We start from the raw sequence: 19,518 nt of genomic DNA, 5'->3' as shown, positions 1-19,518 counted from the left end.
GCTCATGGTGTTCAAAATGGCAGTATTAACAAACGTGAATATCGCCAATTGCAGCGTCGAGAAGCATCTTTAAATTCGGCTCGGAGGCGTGACTTGAGAGATGGACGTTTAAATCCTCGTGAACGACAACAACTCAACCGCCGAGAAAATAGAATTTCCCGTTCTATTCACCACGATGAGCATAACTAAGGATTTATTTCACTGAAAATAGTCAATAAACTCAAAGCAAGACATATCTATTGACATAAGCAATTTGATGCTCTTGATTTGGAAGTTGATTTTGAATAATACTCGTCCTAAATATCAACTGGGACGAGTTTTATTTTTCCAAACCGCATAACCTTCTCTAAATAGCTTTGTCTAGACATTTTCAACCTTTGACTAGGATCTGTCGCTGTATACCTGTTTGAATTTTGAATTTTGAATTCCGTCAAATCAATTCAAAATTCAAAATTATGAATTCAAAATTAAAATCAGTGTTGGCTCTGAACCCACCACTGATAGCGACTGTGCGTAGCGTCTTGTAGACCACTGATTCATTCGCGCAGCGTCTCGTAGAGAAGAATCAGTGGGGGCAAGAAAAGAGCGAATTAATCAATTCAAAATTATTCTTATTATTCCTAACAGAATTTTGAATTTTGAATTTCATTAAATGGTCAAAGTTGCACATTAGAAGGAGCCAGCCAGTATTAAGTTGCTTGCCCAAAAGCTTGGGCAATAGCATTGCGGGCAAGTTTAGGTTGCAAGCTCTGATCGTAGGGAAGGGGACGCAAAAATTGCTGACGACTGAGATCGGCTTGAAATTTTGCTGGCATGTAATTGAGATCACGTATCCAGCTATAACGATCGGTAATACCCCATGTAATTACAGTATCAACATTAGCCGCAAAGTATAGATCAAGATATCGCGTGTAACTGTCAGCTACCATCCGGTCTAACTCTTGGATAGTGTTGGGTAATGGGAAATCAATAACGTACAAGTGTCTATTGGCGCTTTCAAACTACAGATGCACGGAGAAAAATGGAGCGCTTATATCCGACTGTTTGACCCAGCAAAGTAGCCTTGGCAGACTACTAGGGAATCTAATTTCAGATTGATAGGTTAACGAGGATCTACAGCAGGTTTGTGATCGACTAAACGAACTTGGTTTTGCTTGACTACTATCGTGATTAATGGTAGGGAACGTTTTGCTGGGCCATGAACGACTCGACCCTGAGAATCGTATTGAGATCCATGACAAGGACAAATAAAGTGATTCTTCTCAAGATCCCACTCAACTGTACATCCTAAATGGGTACAAGTTGGATTGATAGCGTACTCAGCAATCTTTGGCCCGTCTTGAATGATCAGATAATCAACGCTATTGTTTGGCAAGCCTTTTACAAGAATCGGAATTCCAGGCTTTGCGGTTGTCAATAGTGCATTAGTTTCAATTTTTTTGCCGTCTTTGTCCAGTGCCTCAGATCCGGGAAGATAATTTTCACAGCGCGAATTTTTGGGATACAGCGAGCAAAGGGTTTCTAAGCCGATCTCACGACTTTGGCTGACTTTGGGAAATAGGTATCCGATCGCTACTGATGCGACTGTACCACCTAGCGTGTAAGTTAAAAAATCCCGGCGCGTTTTTATCCTAGCTGGAATTTTGCCATTAGTAGAATAATTTTCTTTCATGACCCGATTTACCAAGAAAGGTCTACTAATATACTAAGGTGCGAATCGCATTCGTCATTGCGATTCGAGATCGATTAATTGAGTAATCACCCAAAAATAGAGATAAATTTACTTAGAAGGCATCGTAAACAGTTCCATAGTTGGATTAATCAAGAGATTCAAATTATCCCTACAGATAAGCGCAAACTTGTAACAACCCATGATGCATTCCAATATTATCATTCTAAAAGGGGTTTAAAACCCCATCCCCAATGACAAAGCTTGTAATGCGATTGGGGTCTAAATATTGCTCAGAAAGGCTTTGCACCTTTTCAAACATTAGGTGCTTTTGTTCTAGCAGTCCTTTTGGGATTATTACTACAAGCTACTTATTACATCACCAGAGTCCAACTCGGTTCTTGGGTAAAGCCTCTCAACTTTCTTGCTGGTGGAACTGATGCCTTATTAACAGCTTTTTCCACTGCCTCCTCAACTGTAGCAATGCACATCACCTTTGAGGTTTTACAAACTAAAATTGGCTTAAGAGAATCTTCTGCATCTTTAGGCGCTTTAGTTGGCACAAATTTCAATAATGATGGTACAGCCCTTTACGAAGCCATGTCTGCGCTGTTTATCTCCCAAGTCTTAGGATTACATTTGAATTTAGGGCAGCAATTAGTTGTGATTCTAACTTCGATTTTTGCATCCGTTGACGCTGCTGGAATTCCAGAGGCGGGGTTAGTAACAATGACACTGGTATTCAATTCCGTTGGCTTACCCAAGGAGTACATTGCTTTACTGCTGACTGTTGACTGGTTTTTAGATCGCTGCCGGACGGCAATCAATGTCATGGGTGATATGACTGTTAGTGCTTTGCTAGATGGCAAAAAGCCTCAGACTCTGGAATCAACTTAACTACTAAATTTATCTCTTACCTCAACTCGCTCTTCTGCTTTTTATACTATGCAATTACCTGTTTTATCGATACAAGTGTACTACAACTGGTGGCGAAAGACAAGCGATCGCTCTTAGAGCGGGGGTACGCTATCGCCCCCCCATTAAAGTAGAAAAGCTGTTAGCTCAGTTGGAAGCACTGATGAGAATACGGTTCAGTTAAGCAAATTTATCTGTTAAGGCAGGCTGTTCTTGAGCAGGGGAGGCTGGCGTTGCAGGGAGAGAGAAAAAAGCTTAACTGAACTGTATTGGCACTGATGAAAACTGATACTGCTGTTGCGGGTGTGTGTGATGATTTTAATTGTCTGCAATTTCTCACCCAATCAAACCCAAATGCCGATGAAATGCTTCAACTGCATTGGCTACACCATCCTCAGCCCTGATTTTCTCACCTAACTCCTGGGCTTTACACCGCATCACCTCATCGCCCAGTACGATTTCAATCGCTGCTGCTAAAGTTTTATCTGACAGTTTCTTGTACGGTATCGGCGCAGGGCTGACTCCCAACCGAGTTAGCTTTTCACCCCAAACTGGCTGATCTGCAAAAAAAGGTACAGTAATTGATGGTGTCCCTGCACGTAACACTGCTGCCGTTGTACTAGCTCCTCCGTGATGCACTACTGCTGGCACTTGAGGAAATAACCAATCATGCGGAACTTCCTTGATCACAAACACTCGTAGCGAATCTTTTATATTCACTGTTCTTCCAACATTACCCCATCCTGATAATATAATCCCGCCTTGATGGGTTTTCTTTAAGGCTTCCACTATATAGTGTGTGAGATATTCTGGATTCGGCATTGTCATGCTCCCAAATCCAAAACACAAAGGTAATTGCTTTCGTCCAAGAAAATCCTCTAGTTCCAGAGGTGGCTCGTATTCAGAGGCTTGCTCAATAAACCAAAAACCAGTTACATACACCCATGCAGGCCAGTCACAGGGTCTTAGGATGACGTGCGAACTAAACCCATACAACACAGGGATTCGTGATACATTCGCCGGAGTCTTCTGTCTGAAGCGTCTGCCGAAATATGGTAGAGGCGGCAATTTCAAAGTCTCTGTTCTGAAGTGATTGAGCAATTTTCGATATCTTTGCCAGTGCAAAAACTCTACTAGTAAGTAGGTGGCATAGTTGATTAATTTCTTTAGCGGGTTTTTAGTTGTTTGAGCAAATCTCAAAAACCCAAACATCCCTGTAGGAGTCAACGGTAGAACTGATGCAAAAAAGCAAGGTACGCCTAATTTCTCTGCGATGTGATATCCAAAGGTAGCTAACGGCGTGTAGATAATTACCTCACTTCCCTGACACGCTTGCCAACCTGATTCCAACTGTTGAAGTAAAAGCTGATCTCGTTCTTCTTTTTTCAACTTTTCTCCCGCAATCAATCGCTGCCCTTGTTTCGATTGCAAAAACTCTTGCATATTGCCAGCGATCGGTGCAAACTTTAAATCAAACTTCCTAACAAAAGATGCAAAGTTCTCATGCGTTGCAATCGTTACTTCATGCCCCGCACGTTTCAAGCCAATAGCCAAAGCGCAGTATGGCTCCAAATCTCCTCTTGAACCTACTGTTAATATCGTAATCTTCAGTTTTCGGCTTGGTGCTATAGGTAGACTTTGGCTCAAATGCTTTTTCAAAAATGAAAACTCCAGTATTCAAAAATTGTACTAATTTCCTGTACCTATCTATCAAGACACTACAATTAAGACAAAGAACTTCATCAACCTCAAACAACTGACATTTGGCGGTTTCGTGATTAATGCTCTAGTTGAGCAATTCGTTGAAAAAAGTAACCACTTCCTCTTGCAGTCAGTATATATTCTGGATTTTCCAGATCATCTTCTAACTTCGAGCGCAAACGTGAGATATGCACATCCAACACACGAGTATCTGCATGTTGTTCTGGCTTATAACCCCACACTTGCTGCAATATTTCTCTACGAGTGAAAGATTTGCCCGGATAGCTCATCAATAACTCTAGTAAGCTGTACTCTACACCGGTTAATGGAATCCGCTCACCTGCTTTGTAGACTTGTCGCTTATTGGTATCAATTTTGAGATTGTTTACAACCATTACTCCCAAATTAAAAATAGCAGCAGTCGTTGTTCTATCGTTTCTTCGTCGCAGCAACGAGCGAATTCTTGCCTCTAATTCCTTGGGAGTATTGGTTTCGTCATGTAGTCATCAGCACCTAGTTCCAACCCAGTGATCCGATCTGCTACATCTCCTAAAGCTGTAAGCATGATGATTGGCACATCTGATTGTTTCCGTAATTCTTGACAGACACCATAACCATCTAGTTTTGGCATCATTACATCCAGAACTATCAAATCAGGAGTCGAGAGACGAAAAGCTGATAAAGCTTCTTCACCATCACTAGCTGTAACTACACTGTAGGCAATCATTTCTAGACGCGTCTGTAAAATCCGCCGGATGCTGGCTTCGTCATCTACTACTAAGATTGTGCCTTTATCAGCTGATAAGTTTCTCAACGCTGTTCCTAATGAGCGAAAACTCTTAACTATCCATTATCTGCTTATTAGGAGTCAAAACCGCAAAACAATCTTGAAGTACAGTCATGATCAAAAAAGCGATCGCTTAATACTTGCATCTGTGCAACAGATTATGCTCGGACATCTACCCGAAAACAGATTTGTACTGGAAAAGATAAATTCTTTAACAAGGGACTCGTATTTTCCATAGTTTTGCAGTAGAGTGTTAATTCCGTGCAAATTATTTATACCTAACTTCTCCCAAATTTACTCAGACAAATTTTAAGCCAATGCCTTCAAGGGAACAGCCAATGAAAACTTCTAATGATACAGATACCAAGAAAATTATCAAAAAATCCGACAAGCTTACCCTGAAACAGATGAAGCTAATCGAGGAGGCTGAAGACCAACTCCTTGAAGCTAATACTGTCAATTCTCCAGCCCCTGTGGTTAAGGTTGAGGAGCAACCAGTAGCAATTTCAGAGCCTAGAGTTCCTGACTATATTCCATTTATTGATAATCCTCCAGTACAATCGGTGGGAAATTCCGGCTGGCAAATGTCTGATGTCTGGCGGGATATTCGGGTAGATGATTTTTGTAATTAAAGCAGACAATTTGTATTCCCAGACAGTTCTGCATCAAGCTGGTTGCAGTTATCCACGATCAGAATCTTAGAAATTGAGGAACAGGAACCGCTTCAGGGAGAAAAGTTTTCCCGAATGCAATATTGGCAGCAATGCCTCAATACTTCGCTGAACCAATATTATGGCAACCGCCTGAGCATCTTTTATGAAAAAGAGGGGAAGGGGGAAAGGGTAAGGGGAAAGGGAGCGCATATTTAAAACAGGGATTTCAAGACATGCACCCTGCTCCCGTTATCGCACTACTAGTCTGCCAAGGAAACTTTGCGTTGTGGTCAGCAGAGGAGCGGAGGGGCAGAGGGGCAGAGGGGAAAGAACTTATACAATCTCTCCCCTTCTCCCCTGCTCCCCTGCTCCCTTGCTTACCTCTACGTAGCAATTTTGGGTTGGTACACTACTACGTGGCAGGTATTATCTTCTTTTTTGTTCTCCAGATTTAAAAATAGGAGCTTTATACCTTGTGCGGAAAGGTTTGTTCTTCTTCCCTTGCCCCTTACCCATTCCCCTTTTCCCCTTCAATGTAAACTATCTTTGCACTCAGTCAAAGCTATAGTTAATTGTGCCTATAATAAGTTACGGCTAACTATAACTGGAAGTTAGCACCCTGTAAATGGTTATCGCTTGGATTACGCATCAAAGGCGATACCAAGACAAGCAAAATTTATCGGCAGCGTAATAGTTTGTATTCCGTTGCCAACATGCACTTCTTTGCGATCGCATGTTGGTGAAAGTGTTGTATATCAAGGGAAGTGGTATTAATCGTAGTTTATGTCGGATAAAAGATAATAGATTCTTATTTTGTGTTATACCTTTTGTAGTATATGTCACTGTAAGCATAAGATGGTTCTTGTCAGATGTTGGTGATGATGAAAGGTTACGCACTTTAAGGCAAGAAGCAGAAGCTTTTAAAAAGTTTATCTTATCCGGGCGTGGGATTTGTGAGTGAACTAAAGAAGGAACAACGCTGTTGCTTGATTTTTATCCCTATTCTTGAGTAAGTTGCTCTAAGAGTCTAATTACTCTCTCTAATTCATTACTCAGAAAACTCGGACTACTTCCTTGATACACAGCTAACAAACTACGATAGAACCAGAGTGTTCCCTCTTTACCACCTTTGAATTTATTCCAAACAGCTTCTTTGTCTCGATAGCAATCGGCTAAAATTGAACGAGCATTGTGCAATTTATCAGCTTGGGAAACTCGCCTCACTTCAGGGGAAGCATAGCACATTCGCTCTAGATATTCTTGTTTACGTTCCTTCCAAGGAGGTTTGGGGATAACTTCTGATTCAGTACACCCATCAACAATATTGACTACTTTTTCTCCAAATTTTTGACGAATTTCTTCACGAGTTTTTGCACCACCTTGGTCTTCTATAGCATCATGGAGTAGAGCAGCGATCGCTTCATCTTCCGAGCCACCATCTTCTAAAACTAATGCTGCTACACTCAACAGGTGACTAACATAAGGAATATCACTACCTTTTCGGACTTGAGTAGCATGGAGTCTGGTTGCATAAACTAACGCTGACTCAAAGCGGGAAGTTAAATTGGCTTTTTCTAACATGTTTGAACTCATCGATTTTTCCTTTGGTTATTTGTGTTGACTTGATTTGTGATAAAGTTTCCAAGTTTCTTGGATATCCTTTGCCATGCGTGAGCGTAATTCTCCAGGTAATAATACCTCTACCATCGGCCCCCAGGCTCGCAATCGCATCATCACAGTATTATCAATAATATTGCTCTCATCTATGCGATAATCAGCCGTATAGTAAGCGTAGGGATAGTCTAGGTTATTAATATCTTCAGGTAGGTCTTGAAAAATTTCTTTGAGGAGTTTTTTCTCTTGTTCGTTAGGTTTATACTCTCGAATAAATTGAATAAATTCCTGTTTTTCATTAAGAAACCTAAAGGTTTCGTGGCGAAAACTATTTTTGATATAACTTTGGGAAAAATCTTGATTGAAACGGATTAACATTTTGCGGCTTTCTCGGTAAAAATCCAGACCCCAAGCTGCCGATATTTTCTGAAGAATATACTCTGGTTCATTGAGTTGATTGGTGTCATGAAGCTGGCGTAATTCGGCTGGGATACTTGGATTTAGCCAATCTAATTCTCTTAATTCTTGAACCCGATCTAATCGATAATTATGCCAGTTAATAGTCCTTTTATTTTTCAGAGTTTGACCAAAAGCACAAAGATAGGTAGCACGCTGAAAATAATAGATACATACTGGATAAACTATTCGGGATGCTTCTCTAGATAAACTGGCGCTATCATAAAGAATTTGAATAGGATTTACAGGCATTTTTTCCCAGATTCTTTTAAGTTCATCTTTCCATTTTCCTACCCGGTCAATTCCATCTTTGGAAACAACATATTCAACGTGCATAAAAAATCGTTGAGTTCCATTGATGGGTTGAAAATAAGTATCAGAAATTTCTGTGAAGTCAACTTGAGGAATAAAATGACTGGGTAAAACAGAGTTTTTCCAGCTTGATATAGAAGGAAATACTTCGACTTTGCAGTAATGGTGAGTCAGAATTTCACCTGCTTGATTCTTCTGTGGTTCTAACCAACCTAATTCTACTAAAGTAGCAAAATCATTTTCCTGTAAATTTCTGCGTGTTATGGCAAACAATCGACCATTAGGAAATGGCTCGGCATATTTTTTCCGCTTACTGTTTTTGCTACTAACATTTGGTAATTGATTCTTTGGCTTATTATTCTCAATCTCTGGATTCTTACCAGTAGCTAAGAAAGTTTCTAAATCTTCTGGTTTCATGGGATAAACTTGTAAAAACGACTGCACCCATTCTGGTTTTGGCAGTGTTAATTCTGAGTCAAATAACCAATAGGCTAAAGATTTCGCACAAGGACAATCAGGATCGTGAAAGGGAGGTTTTTGATCTCGCCCATTGTGATAAACTTTATCGCCGAAGGAGAGTTTTTTCGTTTCGGTAAAAAACTCTTTGTACCAGTCTTCATAACTAAAGCTATCACTTAGACTATTTCTAACGACATCATTATCTTGACCATAAAGCGATCGCAAAATTACCCATAGCCGTACCGCTTTCGGGAGGTGTTGTTTCAAATTATTGCCCTGAGCCAAAATCTGCAACAGTTCCACTGTCGGAGGATAATCAAACTGGGGACGCATATACCCTGACTTGCTCTTGAATCGTTAACAACTCCAATTTATCCCAATATGGAAAACCCCTTTTCCCTGTCTATGCGATAGTGAAACTGTTCCTTAACAGACATAATCATCTATGCACAGCTACCAGATGAAACTAGAAGGCGAGGTGTTACGAGTTGGATTCAATCGAGTTTTCCCCGCTGGGGGCGATCGCATTGTCCACGACGCTTTGGAACTGTTAGAGCAGATGATTGATTCTGGGCAAATTCCCGGAGGGAAACGCATCCTCATTGACGGGCCGCAATCTGTCCCTGTTGCTTATGTGATTGCCCATAAATTAGCTCACTTATATCAGGCGATCGCTGTACTTGACCCAAAGATTGGCACACCAGGGTATAAAACCTATATTGTTACCATTTCTCACGGTTCCACAGAATATAAGATTGGAGATTTAATTGAAACTAAAGAAACCCAACCAGTACGTTCAATTATCAAAGTTGTCTTGTGTGGCCCCCCGCGTGCTGGTAAATCTTGTTTGCGAGATGGTTTAAAACGGGCAATTTTGGGCAATTTGGGCGCACCTTATCCCTATGTAATTACCGCTTGTCCTGATGGTGAAGGCTCATGGCATCAAGAAACTTATGAAAATAACGAAGAATTAGCTAAATCCATCAGACCTATCAATAAAGCAGATGTTACCCCAGAATTTGCCCAAGAAGCAGCCAAGTGGGTAGGTAGTGCGAACCAGTTAATTAGCATTATTGATGTTGGCGGTAAAATCTCACCTGAAAACAAGCAAATTATGAAACCAGCTACCCACGCAGTTATCTTATCAGGAGATAGCAGTAAGTTTACTGAGTGGGAAAATTTTTGTCAGCAGCTAGAATTGACGGTTATTGCTAAGATTCATAGTCAGTTAGATGGGGTTGAAGACGGGGTATTTTTCGCTGATGACTGGAAGGAAAAAACCAACGAATTGCTGAAGACAACCCCGTTGCTAACTGGTAGTGTGCATCGCTTGAAGCGCGGAGAAAACTTATCAGCTCGTCCGATGGTACAATCTTTAGCTAATCTATTGATTCATTTGACGAAATGTTGAATATTAAGACATACTGAATGCTGGTTTCAGTGTGATAAAAAGGACTCGTTTAGGAAGTATTATTTCGTAAGACTTCTCTGAGCTTGTTTGCCGTTTTCTACACCATAAATATGATTGTTCGGTCTTTTGTACTGTAATACCCTGTCTATGACGAACCAAATTTATACTGCAATCACGTTTGCACCCGTTCAGGGGTTTATCGAAAAATCTCGTAAATTGAGGGACTTATATGGAAGTTCCTATTTACTTTCTTTTTTGGCTTGGACGATTTGCTATGTTGCTGAATGCAACGATTGTAAAGTAGTTTCTCCTGCTTTACCCAACGTTACTCAAGGAATGCCAAATCAAATTATTATTCGGGGAGATTTTAAAGAAGAAGATGCCGCATTTGCATTAAATACAGCTTGGGAATGCGTTACTGAAACTTGCCGCGACTGGATTGAAAAACAAGTTGAAGATAAAGCGGATGGTACAAAATGGAATTATCAATCCTGGAAAAGAATTTGGGGATTGTGGACAAAATATGCCTGGGAATTTTTCTGGGTTCAAGGAAACCCTGGTGAAAGCATTAGCGATGTTCGTCAACGCTTGAATGAGAAAAAACGCTGCCGTGGTTGGACTGGGATAAACTGGCAAGGTGAAAGTTCTACACTTTCCGGTGCAGATGCGATCGCTTATCCCAAACTTGGTATCTATGAACCACAGAAATATAATTATCAACTAGAAAAAGCAATTGCGAATGAATTTTATACACAACTAAGCCAGAAGTTAGGAGAAAGTTTTATTGATTCGATGAATAAAAAAAATCTCCAAGCGAAAAATCTCCAAGCGAATAGACTTGAGCTAAGTAAAAGATATGGTGAATCTTTTATCGTCGCTACTGAAGAACTCAGCGTTCCTGAATTGGTTAAGCGATTAGTTACACATCAGGCAATCGCAGAAAAATTAATCGAACGATTTCAACTGCGTTTCAAAATTGATGAAACTAATATTGCAGAAGTTTCTGAACAAATTCGAGAGTTATCAGAAGACCTAAATCCCTATTCTTTTAAAGATATCAGCCGACTCAATGAAAATAAATATATTGATGATAGCTATCAGATTGTAAGAGAAAAGCTACCTCATCAGGGCTGGTTTCAAGGGGATGGTGACAAAGCTGGTGATTTACTTAAAAGTTTTGCTAACACATCAGAAGAAGCCAGTAAAACAAACGAGTTTAGTGAATTGATGCGGAACTGGGGTAAGGACTTTAAAAATTACTTTAAAAACCACCCACCCGAAGATTGTCGTGTCGTCTACGCAGGAGGTGATGATTTTTTAGGCGTTTTTTATGAAAACAAACAAACAGGTGAATTGAAATCACAGCGTTGTGTTGATTTTTTTTCCAGCTTCAAAAAAGAGGTGTGGGATCAGAATAATAATCAACCAGATAAAAAGCCAATTACAGTCAGTGTTGGTTTTGTCTGGGCTGCATCCGGCATTCCGCAACGGGATGTCTTACAACATTGTCGGGAAGCGGAGAAATCTGCAAAAAGTAACGGACGCGATCGCATTGCCTTCCGCGTTTTATTTAACAACGGTAATCACTTAGAATGGGTTTGCCCTTGGTGGCTTTTAGAAGCAGGGCTGCTTGTGAGTTATGGCGATCGCGAAGGCAATCCAAAAAAAGAACAACAAAACTGGACGCATATATATAATGATGTCGCCATTTTAGAATCCCGTCATGCATTTGACGAAAAAAGCACAAAGATAGCTTTAGCTCTGTTAGAAGTCTATTTTTCAAAGCCTATAGTAGACCTCATTCAAGACAAAAACAACTGGCTACATGAAAATAATGCAGATTTAACAGTTGTTAGAGCCGGAATTTTGGGCGATCGCCAGAATTACTACAAAGATGACACCACAGAAATAGATAGTACCAAAGTCAACAAAGCACTTAACCACTGGATTATTAACCTTGCTAAAGTTGGATTTCACCTATGTCAGTAATAGAAGCGTCGAATTATGCCACACAATCAAAAGATTCTCCTCGTTCGCCATTCCAATATTTGATCATAATTGAACCTCTGGGACTTCTCTACGGTAGTGCTGGAAAATTTCTCTCGCCAGAAAATTTAGTGGGGCGTTCTGGTAGTTATTTTCCTCCCAGTTCTGCAACTTTATCAGGTTTATTTGCAGCTTCCTACACAGATGCAGAAATTCGTAATTTACTTTTGGCTGGCCCTTTCTGGGCGGTGACAGACGAGTTGAAGCCAACTGAGCAAAACTTTTATGTTCCCACACCACGCAACTATTTAGTTAAAGATGGCAAAATCAAGCACAAATTAACCGCAGTATTTCAGTACAAAGACGAAGAAGGTCACAATATTTACTACTGGTTGGATGAGAAAAACGAAAGTCCAGTAGATAAATTTGAGAGTAACACTTGGTTAGCAATCAATCAGTGGGATGAAGCCAAAGAAGTTAAAAAAAATCCTTGGAAGTTTTTACCCCACTTACACCCGCGCCTGGAACTAGATGAACGGCGTGTTGTGAGACAAAATGATAACCAAGAAGCACCGCAGGGAAGCTTGTTTCTGGAAAACTCAGTCCAAATGGAACCCGGTAGTTGCTTGGTTTATCTTTCTAACACCGAACTTGAGCCTGGTTGGTATCGCTTTGGTGGTGAAGGACACATGGTGGATGTAAGCTGTCAAGACATAGCTGAAAATATCACAACTTTACTCAATCGCAGAATTGAAAATAGCTTTGCTCTAATTACCCCGGCGGTTTGGGGTTCTAATCGTCTATCCTATCGAGAACCTGTTTATTTGCAAAAGGGCGATCCCCAAAAATATGCACAAGAAAACCCAGAGAGTAAGGAGCAAAAAGTTTGGTCAGTAGAAGCCCTTCTAACTGAACGTGCTATACCCTTTCGTTACCGCTTGGGAAATCGTGAAAATCAGCAATCGCAAGCACAACAGGAGTTACCTGACAACAACAAACAGTATTCTCAACCGCCAAAGCTCTTGTCTCGTGGACGTTATGCAGTTCCTGGGGGGAGTGTCTACGTTGTCAAAGAGCCAATAAATCTCACTTGGCAAGAATGGCCTGATGAGTGGTTTCCGAAAGAAGGGCCATCTTTGAAACGCTGGGGATGTGGTTTAGCGCTACCTTTGCCAAGTGCGATGGGCTATGCCCCGGATGAGGCGATCGCTTAACCTTTCTTTCTCTGCATGTCTGTGTAAACTTTCATCTCAACATCAATCATGGAGTAATATAAATGTACCAAAAAGCCTACGGCATCATTGAAACTTTAGCTCCCCTGCATATAGGTGCAAGTGCGGGAGAAGAAACAGGCAATCTTAACCTAATTTTCCGCGACCAATTTACCCAGACGGGGATTATTCCCGGCAGTTCAATTCGGGGTAGGTTTAGGGCAGATATGCGATTTTCCAAAGGAGACGCTACGCGGCCAGGATTAGGAAATCAATTAACTAACATTTGGTACGGTCATCAAGCAGAGTCAGATGAAGATGAAAATTTAGATAAATCTGTAAACAAAGATGCTGCTAATCAAGAGCAAACACAAAGTAAAAACCAAGACAAAACGACAGAAGCATTAGTTAAATTTGAATATGCTTCCCTAGTTTGGCTGCCGATTTTCTGTCCAGGGCAACCGATTGTTTGGGTAACATGTCCTCGATTGTTGAAACGTTACAAACAAATTACAGGCATTCAGGAAGAAATTCCTAAAACTAGAGATGCCGAAAATAATCCCCTTCCCTATCCAGTAAAATTAAATAGAAATCAAAATCGCTTATTCTTCAATTTAGGCTTTTTAGATAACTTACAACCAACACCAAGTTTATCCAAATGGATTCCACCAACAAGTATATTACAGCCAGATAGTTTAGTAGTAGTTGATGATAATGATATTAGGATCATTCACGAAATGGGATTATATCGTCAAACTCGGACAAAGCTAAATGAAGATGTGAAAAAAGTCGAAAATTTCTTTGGTTTTGAAGCCTTACCCGAAGATAGCATTTTAATTTTCCCTGTTGCCATTAAAAAGGATATTCCTCAGTATGCTCAGGAGAAACTAAACCACTTAAAACAAGATCATCAATGGCAACCATTTAGCGATCGCCAATCACAACAACTTTATTTTGGTGGTTTAGAGTCAATTGGCTGTGGTCGCTGCCAAGTGACGTTAACAGGTGAATATTTTCAATCATTAAATGAAGGAGATAATTAATATGAGTTGGCAAGCTTATAGTTTAGATAGAATTGCCCAGGAATTAGTAATTAAATATCGTCATCAAGATGTGTTAAATGAATCCCATAAAATGCGGATGACAGTCGCCTATGGGTTAGAGCGTTTTTGGGGTGAACATTTACGCTTGAGAAACGAGGTCGAAGGACAATACTGGAAGGATGTTTGGGACGCACTTGTTAATAATATTTTGCAACCAGGAAAGATTCCATTACCTAACGATCCAGTCAATATCGAAGACCCTCCTCGTCAAGAAACACAAGACCAAAAGAAAGCAAGAGAAGCGAGAAATACCAAACAAATAGAAAATATGGCCAATAAATTATGGAAATTTGCTGATGAACATCCTGACGACCAGCGTGTAGCTTTAGCAGTCCTTACTCAGTTATGTGACTGTCTAGTTTGGTGGACGCAACGATACAAACCCAAAAATCACAACTCACAATAGAGGAAGAAGAAATGTTATTTAGAAACCTCGATAAATGGGCAGAAAAAAATAATCAAATGCCTGAACCCCAACCTACCCAATCTCAAATAGGACGAACTCTAGTTAAAAAACAAGCCGAGTCAATCTTAAAACAAAATGAACCTCCTATGATGTATCGCGCCCAACTCCAAGGACGCTGTAATTTACAATTTGCAGGCGATAACAGAGATTTAAAAAAATGGCAGGAAGAATGGACTCTTCCACAACATGACAGAAAACCATCCCATCAATATGAATATCAACCATTAAACAGTGACCATCCAAACAACTTAATTCACTCAATTAAAATTCAATTTCCCTACAGAGTTTTGAGCAATTCTGGTCAAGACAGTATTCTGCGTCCGGTTCTGAGCGTTCATGGTATACCTTTTATTCCTGGAAGCAGTGTTAAAGGGATATTTAGACGACTTGGCAAGTCTAAATCAAAGGATTCACCAGATAAAAAGACTATTGAAACATACTGTGGTACAGAAGATAATCCTGGTACTTTACGCTTTCATGGTGCTTATCCTATAGGAGATTGGACAAATTGTATGGTGGATATAGTCCATCCACAGCAATCAAGACAAGTAAAAAACAATAATTCTACCAGCGCATTTAATCTAATCAGTTTCTATCAGCCCCAATTTATTTTTGAGTTTAGTAGTGCAGAATCAAATATAAATTGGCAAGATATTGATAGAATTCTAGATGAAGCTTTAGCTTTTGGTTTAGGCGGTAAAACCAGTACAGGTTATGGTTTTATATTTATTCCCAACTATGCTAATCGTCAACACTCAGAACAATATAATCAAGCTTTACATGTATCTTTTAAAGGTATAGGAGTTTGTTCAACCCTTCTAAATCGTCAGCCAGAATTTCGACCCAATATGTTTAAAGCTGCCCTTAGAGGTCATATAATGCGTTTATTGGGTGGAGTTTGTAACTCAGAATTGGCTGTTGAAAAACACGTAAATCGGCTGTTAGGTAGTACCGACCAAGAAGGTGTAATTAAGCTTTTTTGTGAGTCTGAAGAATTAGATAATACAACACCACTCTCAAACATTTATAGGAAAAATGCTACTTTGCATATCACCGCAGATGCAAAAGCAAGTAAAGAAGATATTGATTTCTTCGGAAAAGTGCTTCAGTTCGCCTATTTTATGGGTGGTTTTGGAAAATCTTGGCGCCGGGTTTGGCATCAACAGTTTATGTCTGACTATAAAAAATTTCCAATTGGGTGTCATTGGGAATTAAAATCTGATTGGATTAATTTTCAAAAAACAATTGAAGTCAATTCAAAAGATAGTTTGGAAGCTTTTTTAAAGGATCTACATACAATTTGCCTAAATCGTCTAGGTTCTCATCCACCAGCACCTATATCTAACTGGCGAGAAGCATGGCATCCTAATAGAGTAGCAGTTTACACCTCTAGTCAAGTAGTTACGAAGTCTCAAGCTATTAAATTATTTCATCAAGAACCTTTCAAAATAACTCCCGCAATTGGTGGTAAAGAAAGACCAGGAGAACCTAAATTTGTTAGTTATGTTTGGCATCGCATGTTACCAATTGGTGACAAATATTTAGAAATTGTTACGGTATTTCATGGCGATCGCACTCTTTGGCGAAACCAACTTCAACCATTCATTCAAAGCTTAGAGAATGCACAATTAAAGTTAACTTGGGGAACGCGACCAGTTTTTAATACTTGAGAATCCGCTCTACCTTGGAAATCTCTGTTTCCACTGCTATGTGATACTGCAATCACAAACAGTAATTACATAGCAATCGGGAGCAGAGATGATGAAGAAATTCAACAAAACAACCATCACTTCACAAGCAGCAGAGTCGGGAATTTTAAACTTTCATCCTTCTCTAGTCCAAATCTTAGTTGAAAATTTTCTCTGGCATCTGCTGCTAATTCTTCTATTTTGGACGATTCTACCTCTGCCTTATTTTTTTTGGAAATATATTCGGATTCGCTCCACCAATTATATTTTAACTACCCAAAGGTTAATTACCAAGTCTGGTGTTTTTTGGAAGGAAGTCAATTTTATTGAGCTTTATCGAGTGCTGGATATTCAGGTAGAAAGAGGGCCGATATACCAATTATTAGATTTTGCTAGAACCTGCTTAGGTAGAAAACCACTTTTATTAGGAGATATTCGGGTATTCTCTAGCGATTATTCTCATGCAAAGCTTTTTCTCTATACTATTCCTAACGCTCTAGGAGTTGCTGAAAAGATTAGAAAAGCCTTTAATGATGATAAAGATATCAAACGAGTGATGCGTCGAGATTAAAATAATTCGTAATGTGTAATGACGCTATCTACTTTCGCTTTCTCGTGTCGTAGACAGACGCTCTTGTCAGCAAGATACCTGGAAGGCTACGCAACTGAATTCTGAATGCTGATTGGATAAACAATGTTTGAATAGGAGAAAATTATGCCAAGTGATACATCTTTCGGTTTTAATTTTAATTCAAGTAATGAATCTGTTACTGAAGAAAGCTTAGAACGGATCGAGGAGCAATGCGATCGCCAAACTGAAAATTACCTTTGGGGTGCATATAAAAAAGTTGAAAATGTAGACTGTCCCGAACCGGATTCTAGTGATGAAGAATTAGATCCAGATGATGATTTTGATGATGAGGATGATTTCGATGACTATTGATTGCTGATAATTCTCGCAAAACTCAAGAATCTAACTCTCAACATGATAAATGATGATTTTTGGCAGAGAAATTACCAGATGTGATGCCCGCATTTCTCACAAGCTTCAGGCGTTTGATAGAGCAGAGGGGCAGAAAGGAAAGAATCAAGGCACATTGAAGTCTCCCCTGCTCCCCTGCTCCCCTGCACAAGCACAGGCTTTGAGAGGTATGGTGAGAAATCCGGGGATGGGTTTCGCCTGGGTTAGGGCGATACCTTTGGTCAGCGTGGATCGCAACTAAAGATAAAATATCTCTTATCTTCACCCTACTTTCCTTTCATATCATGCGTCAAGTTATTATCTCTACCATTGGTACTAGCTTACTCACCAATCAAATCAACCGAGCTAATCCTGACGAAAAAGATTGGTATTCGCGCTTGCGAGATACAGCAAATCTGAATGAAGAGAAAACACCAGAGGATGTCAGGCAGATTATTGCTATTCTCAAAAAAAGAGCCGACGAACAACTTTCAGGTGCTAAAATTTCCCAGATTCGTCGTGCTAGTGCAGAATTGAATGGAATTTATGGCATTTATCAAGATAATTTAAGTCAGGGAAAAGAAGATATTCACTTTCTCGTTGCTACCGATACAGCCCAAGGTAAAACCACTGCTAAAATTGTGGAAGATTTTCTCAGAAAACAAGGATTAAATAATACTAGTACCTTTGCTCCTACTGGGCTTTCTACTGCTAGTACTGAAGCTTTTTCTCTGGGAATTGATGCGTTGATTGTTTGGTTAGAAGATACCATACCACAATTGAAACGAGATAAATACAAAATTTATTTTAATTTGGTTGGTAGTTTCAAGAGTTTACAAGGTTATCTCAATACTATTGGGATGTTTTATGCCGATGAAATAATTTATATCTTTGAAGGTGAAAAATCTGATTTAATTACGATTCCGCGCTTACCTATAGCTGTAGATGTTTCGTTAATTAAACCTTATGCACGTCAACTAGCATTATTGGATGCTGGCGCTGGAATTTCTGCAAGTGAAACAGTCGGAATTCCCGAAGCTATGCTTGCAGAAATTGATGAGAAAATGACACTTTCGACTTGGGGACAGTTAATTTGGAATCAGTGTAAAGATGATCTGCTTTCAGAAGATTTACTTTCTTTCTTCAATTTAGAATATCAAGATTCATTTGAAGCTGACTACAAAAAGGTAAAGGAGAAGCAACCAAGGGTAAAGTTACAAGAGACTTTAGCTAAAATTTCCTATCTCTTAGAAGATTCTGATGGTGATACTGCTATTCTCAAAAAGCATGGGGGATTGCAGTATGACAAGTATACTAACATGGGAAATATTGACCACTTTCGCGTGACTCAAGGAGTGCGGGTTAGCTGTCGTTCTTCTCAAGGGAAATTAATCCTATATCGCTATGGTAAAGAGGAAGAAGTTAATAAAAATCCTTAAATCAGGAAAAAATTAACAATCATCATTTTGTTAAATATTTGTTCTCATTAAAAATAACCTCCTGCTCCAAGTTACGGATACAGGAGGTTTTAATTGTTTCCAACTAATCCGATTTAACCCAATCGGTAGGGGCAACAGTCGACGAAGTGCTAGGGTGGGGGATTCTAAAGTTTCCAACTAATCCGATTTAACCCAATCGGTAGGGTACAGTTAGGTGTCCCAAGTGAAAATGAAAGGTTTCCAACTAATCCGATTTAACCCAATCGGTAGGGGTTAATTCTTGACTGTTCTGACTGTCCAGGAAGTTGTCCTGTTTCCAACTAATCCGATTTAACCCAATCGGTAGGGGAAATTACTAAATAATGAGGAATCGAACATGGATTTTGTTTCCAACTAATCCGATTTAACCCAATCGGTAGGGTATGAGATGAAACCTCATGAGCGTTGGTAGTTAGGCTAGTTTCCAACTAATCCGATTTAACCCAATCGGTAGGGAGTTCGTCTAGGAGCCTTTACCCAGTAAGGGTTTCAGCCGCCAAATCGACACCAGTCTAAAAATCATTAGGGTGCGGCTCTTATCAAAAGACGATAATCTGATAAAGGGTAGAAATCAGAGTGCTGTAATCATAAGCTTTGGAGACAATGACCAGAGGAAAAAGACAGGCTCGCTATTCTGAAAAAAGAGAC

The 19,518-nt window shown here is 39.8% G+C and carries 17 protein-coding genes, 3 pseudogenes and 1 CRISPR repeat array; of the genes and pseudogenes, 13 read left to right on the top strand and 7 right to left on the bottom strand.

Annotated features, from left to right (window positions below):
• A partial coding sequence (locus tag CDG79_RS42960) for a hypothetical protein (protein ID WP_223278459.1) occupies nucleotides 1-189 on the top strand: 189 nt, incomplete at its 5' end.
• A 500-nt stretch (nucleotides 190-689) separates the two neighbouring features.
• On the opposite strand, the gene CDG79_RS32125 is transcribed toward CDG79_RS42960, so the two are convergent.
• Nucleotides 690-980 carry an endo-1,4-beta-xylanase gene (locus CDG79_RS32125; RefSeq protein ID WP_223278458.1) on the bottom strand — a complete coding sequence of 97 codons (291 nt, stop codon included), beginning with the start codon at nucleotides 978-980 and terminating at the stop codon, nucleotides 690-692.
• Nucleotides 981-1,102: 122 nt separating this feature from the next.
• Nucleotides 1,103-1,672 carry a Rieske 2Fe-2S domain-containing protein gene (locus CDG79_RS32120; RefSeq protein WP_094345739.1) on the bottom strand — a complete coding sequence of 190 codons (570 nt, stop codon included), beginning with the start codon at nucleotides 1,670-1,672 and terminating at the stop codon, nucleotides 1,103-1,105.
• A gap of 129 nt (nucleotides 1,673-1,801) precedes the next feature.
• On the opposite strand from CDG79_RS32120, the pseudogene CDG79_RS45665 reads away from it, so the two are divergent.
• Together CDG79_RS45665 and CDG79_RS32110 are read left to right on the top strand one after the other, a co-directional pair.
• Nucleotides 1,802-1,909, top strand: a pseudogene (locus tag CDG79_RS45665) (metal ABC transporter substrate-binding protein); the annotation flags it as partial.
• A 48-nt stretch (nucleotides 1,910-1,957) separates the two neighbouring features.
• Nucleotides 1,958-2,566: pseudogene (locus tag CDG79_RS32110) on the top strand (dicarboxylate/amino acid:cation symporter); the annotation flags it as partial.
• Between the two features lie 354 nt (nucleotides 2,567-2,920).
• Here the strand turns inward: CDG79_RS32110 and CDG79_RS32105 are convergent.
• Together CDG79_RS32105 and rpaB are read right to left on the bottom strand one after the other, a co-directional pair.
• Nucleotides 2,921-4,243, bottom strand: coding sequence for a glycosyltransferase (locus CDG79_RS32105; protein ID WP_143855639.1), 1,323 nt, complete (start codon nucleotides 4,241-4,243; stop codon nucleotides 2,921-2,923).
• A 119-nt stretch (nucleotides 4,244-4,362) separates the two neighbouring features.
• Nucleotides 4,363-5,099: pseudogene (gene rpaB / locus CDG79_RS32100) on the bottom strand (response regulator transcription factor RpaB).
• 311 nt (nucleotides 5,100-5,410) lie between these two features.
• Between rpaB and CDG79_RS32095 the strand changes: the two are divergent.
• Nucleotides 5,411-5,704 (top strand): hypothetical protein, encoded by a 294-nt coding sequence (locus CDG79_RS32095; protein WP_094345737.1) that lies wholly within the window; start codon nucleotides 5,411-5,413, stop codon nucleotides 5,702-5,704.
• 1,020 nt (nucleotides 5,705-6,724) lie between these two features.
• Here the strand turns inward: CDG79_RS32095 and CDG79_RS32090 are convergent.
• A complete protein-coding gene (locus CDG79_RS32090; protein WP_094345736.1) occupies nucleotides 6,725-7,318 on the bottom strand; it encodes an HD domain-containing protein in 594 nt (197 codons plus the stop codon).
• A 15-nt stretch (nucleotides 7,319-7,333) separates the two neighbouring features.
• Nucleotides 7,334-8,899, bottom strand: a complete 1,566-nt coding sequence (locus tag CDG79_RS32085) for a TIGR03985 family CRISPR-associated protein (protein WP_094345735.1) — start codon at nucleotides 8,897-8,899, stop codon at nucleotides 7,334-7,336.
• A 127-nt stretch (nucleotides 8,900-9,026) separates the two neighbouring features.
• Here CDG79_RS32085 and CDG79_RS32080 point away from each other — a divergent pair, with 127 nt between their 5' ends.
• The 8 genes from CDG79_RS32080 (at nucleotide 9,027) to CDG79_RS32045 (ending at nucleotide 17,374) form a co-directional block, all read left to right on the top strand.
• Complete coding sequence (locus tag CDG79_RS32080; protein ID WP_317616632.1) at nucleotides 9,027-9,977, top strand: CRISPR-associated protein Csx3; 951 nt, start codon at nucleotides 9,027-9,029, stop codon at nucleotides 9,975-9,977.
• 147 nt (nucleotides 9,978-10,124) lie between these two features.
• A complete protein-coding gene (locus CDG79_RS32075) occupies nucleotides 10,125-11,966 on the top strand; it encodes a Cas10/Cmr2 second palm domain-containing protein (RefSeq protein ID WP_094345733.1) in 1,842 nt (613 codons plus the stop codon).
• Complete coding sequence (locus tag CDG79_RS32070; protein WP_223278457.1) at nucleotides 11,957-13,177, top strand: type III-B CRISPR module-associated Cmr3 family protein; 1,221 nt, start codon at nucleotides 11,957-11,959, stop codon at nucleotides 13,175-13,177. The genes CDG79_RS32075 and CDG79_RS32070 overlap by 10 nt, the downstream gene beginning before the upstream one ends.
• A gap of 62 nt (nucleotides 13,178-13,239) precedes the next feature.
• A complete protein-coding gene (locus tag CDG79_RS32065; protein ID WP_094345732.1) occupies nucleotides 13,240-14,217 on the top strand; it encodes an RAMP superfamily CRISPR-associated protein in 978 nt (325 codons plus the stop codon).
• Nucleotide 14,218: 1 nt separating this feature from the next.
• Nucleotides 14,219-14,683, top strand: coding sequence for a hypothetical protein (locus CDG79_RS32060; RefSeq protein WP_094345731.1), 465 nt, complete (start codon nucleotides 14,219-14,221; stop codon nucleotides 14,681-14,683).
• Nucleotides 14,684-14,694: 11 nt separating this feature from the next.
• Nucleotides 14,695-16,413: an RAMP superfamily CRISPR-associated protein gene (locus CDG79_RS32055; RefSeq protein ID WP_094345730.1), complete on the top strand. Its 1,719-nt coding sequence runs from the start codon at nucleotides 14,695-14,697 to the stop codon at nucleotides 16,411-16,413.
• Between the two features lie 88 nt (nucleotides 16,414-16,501).
• Nucleotides 16,502-17,002 carry a PH domain-containing protein gene (locus CDG79_RS32050; protein WP_094345729.1) on the top strand — a complete coding sequence of 167 codons (501 nt, stop codon included), beginning with the start codon at nucleotides 16,502-16,504 and terminating at the stop codon, nucleotides 17,000-17,002.
• A gap of 144 nt (nucleotides 17,003-17,146) precedes the next feature.
• Nucleotides 17,147-17,374: a hypothetical protein gene (locus CDG79_RS32045; protein WP_094345728.1), complete on the top strand. Its 228-nt coding sequence runs from the start codon at nucleotides 17,147-17,149 to the stop codon at nucleotides 17,372-17,374.
• Between the two features lie 37 nt (nucleotides 17,375-17,411).
• On the opposite strand, the gene CDG79_RS44265 is transcribed toward CDG79_RS32045, so the two are convergent.
• Nucleotides 17,412-17,678, bottom strand: a complete 267-nt coding sequence (locus tag CDG79_RS44265) for a hypothetical protein (protein WP_223278456.1) — start codon at nucleotides 17,676-17,678, stop codon at nucleotides 17,412-17,414.
• Nucleotides 17,679-17,697: 19 nt separating this feature from the next.
• On the opposite strand from CDG79_RS44265, the gene CDG79_RS32035 reads away from it, so the two are divergent.
• The gene (locus CDG79_RS32035) at nucleotides 17,698-18,831 is read left to right on the top strand and encodes a CRISPR-associated protein (protein WP_094345726.1); all 1,134 of its coding nucleotides are present in this window, start codon (nucleotides 17,698-17,700) and stop codon (nucleotides 18,829-18,831) included.
• Between the two features lie 95 nt (nucleotides 18,832-18,926).
• Nucleotides 18,927-19,326: direct repeats of the CRISPR family, unit length 36 nt; unit sequence GTTTCCAACTAATCCGATTTAACCCAATCGGTAGGG.
• Nucleotides 19,327-19,518 lie beyond the last annotated feature (192 nt).

It is taken from the genome of Nostoc sp. 'Peltigera membranacea cyanobiont' 232 (assembly GCF_002245985.1).
GTDB lineage: Bacteria > Cyanobacteriota > Cyanobacteriia > Cyanobacteriales > Nostocaceae > Nostoc.
This window is presented reverse-complemented; position numbering and strand designations above follow the sequence as displayed.

What these genes read in the sequence shown, in the direction of transcription:
- CDG79_RS32070 (WP_223278457.1), top strand. Translation starts at nt 11,957, where the DNA reads ATGTCAGTAATAGAAGCGTCGAATTATGCCACACAATCAAAAGATTCT.
- CDG79_RS32075 (WP_094345733.1), top strand. Translation starts at nt 10,125, where the DNA reads ATGACGAACCAAATTTATACTGCAATCACGTTTGCACCCGTTCAGGGG.
- CDG79_RS32090 (WP_094345736.1), bottom strand. Translation starts at nt 7,318, where the DNA reads ATGAGTTCAAACATGTTAGAAAAAGCCAATTTAACTTCCCGCTTTGAG.
- CDG79_RS32080 (WP_317616632.1), top strand. Translation starts at nt 9,027, where the DNA reads ATGAAACTAGAAGGCGAGGTGTTACGAGTTGGATTCAATCGAGTTTTC.
- CDG79_RS32045 (WP_094345728.1), top strand. Translation starts at nt 17,147, where the DNA reads ATGCCAAGTGATACATCTTTCGGTTTTAATTTTAATTCAAGTAATGAA.
- CDG79_RS32085 (WP_094345735.1), bottom strand. Translation starts at nt 8,899, where the DNA reads ATGCGTCCCCAGTTTGATTATCCTCCGACAGTGGAACTGTTGCAGATT.
- CDG79_RS32035 (WP_094345726.1), top strand. Translation starts at nt 17,698, where the DNA reads ATGCGTCAAGTTATTATCTCTACCATTGGTACTAGCTTACTCACCAAT.
- CDG79_RS32065 (WP_094345732.1), top strand. Translation starts at nt 13,240, where the DNA reads ATGTACCAAAAAGCCTACGGCATCATTGAAACTTTAGCTCCCCTGCAT.
- CDG79_RS32120 (WP_094345739.1), bottom strand. Translation starts at nt 1,672, where the DNA reads ATGAAAGAAAATTATTCTACTAATGGCAAAATTCCAGCTAGGATAAAA.
- CDG79_RS32055 (WP_094345730.1), top strand. Translation starts at nt 14,695, where the DNA reads ATGTTATTTAGAAACCTCGATAAATGGGCAGAAAAAAATAATCAAATG.
- CDG79_RS32060 (WP_094345731.1), top strand. Translation starts at nt 14,219, where the DNA reads ATGAGTTGGCAAGCTTATAGTTTAGATAGAATTGCCCAGGAATTAGTA.
- CDG79_RS32095 (WP_094345737.1), top strand. Translation starts at nt 5,411, where the DNA reads ATGAAAACTTCTAATGATACAGATACCAAGAAAATTATCAAAAAATCC.
- CDG79_RS32050 (WP_094345729.1), top strand. Translation starts at nt 16,502, where the DNA reads ATGATGAAGAAATTCAACAAAACAACCATCACTTCACAAGCAGCAGAG.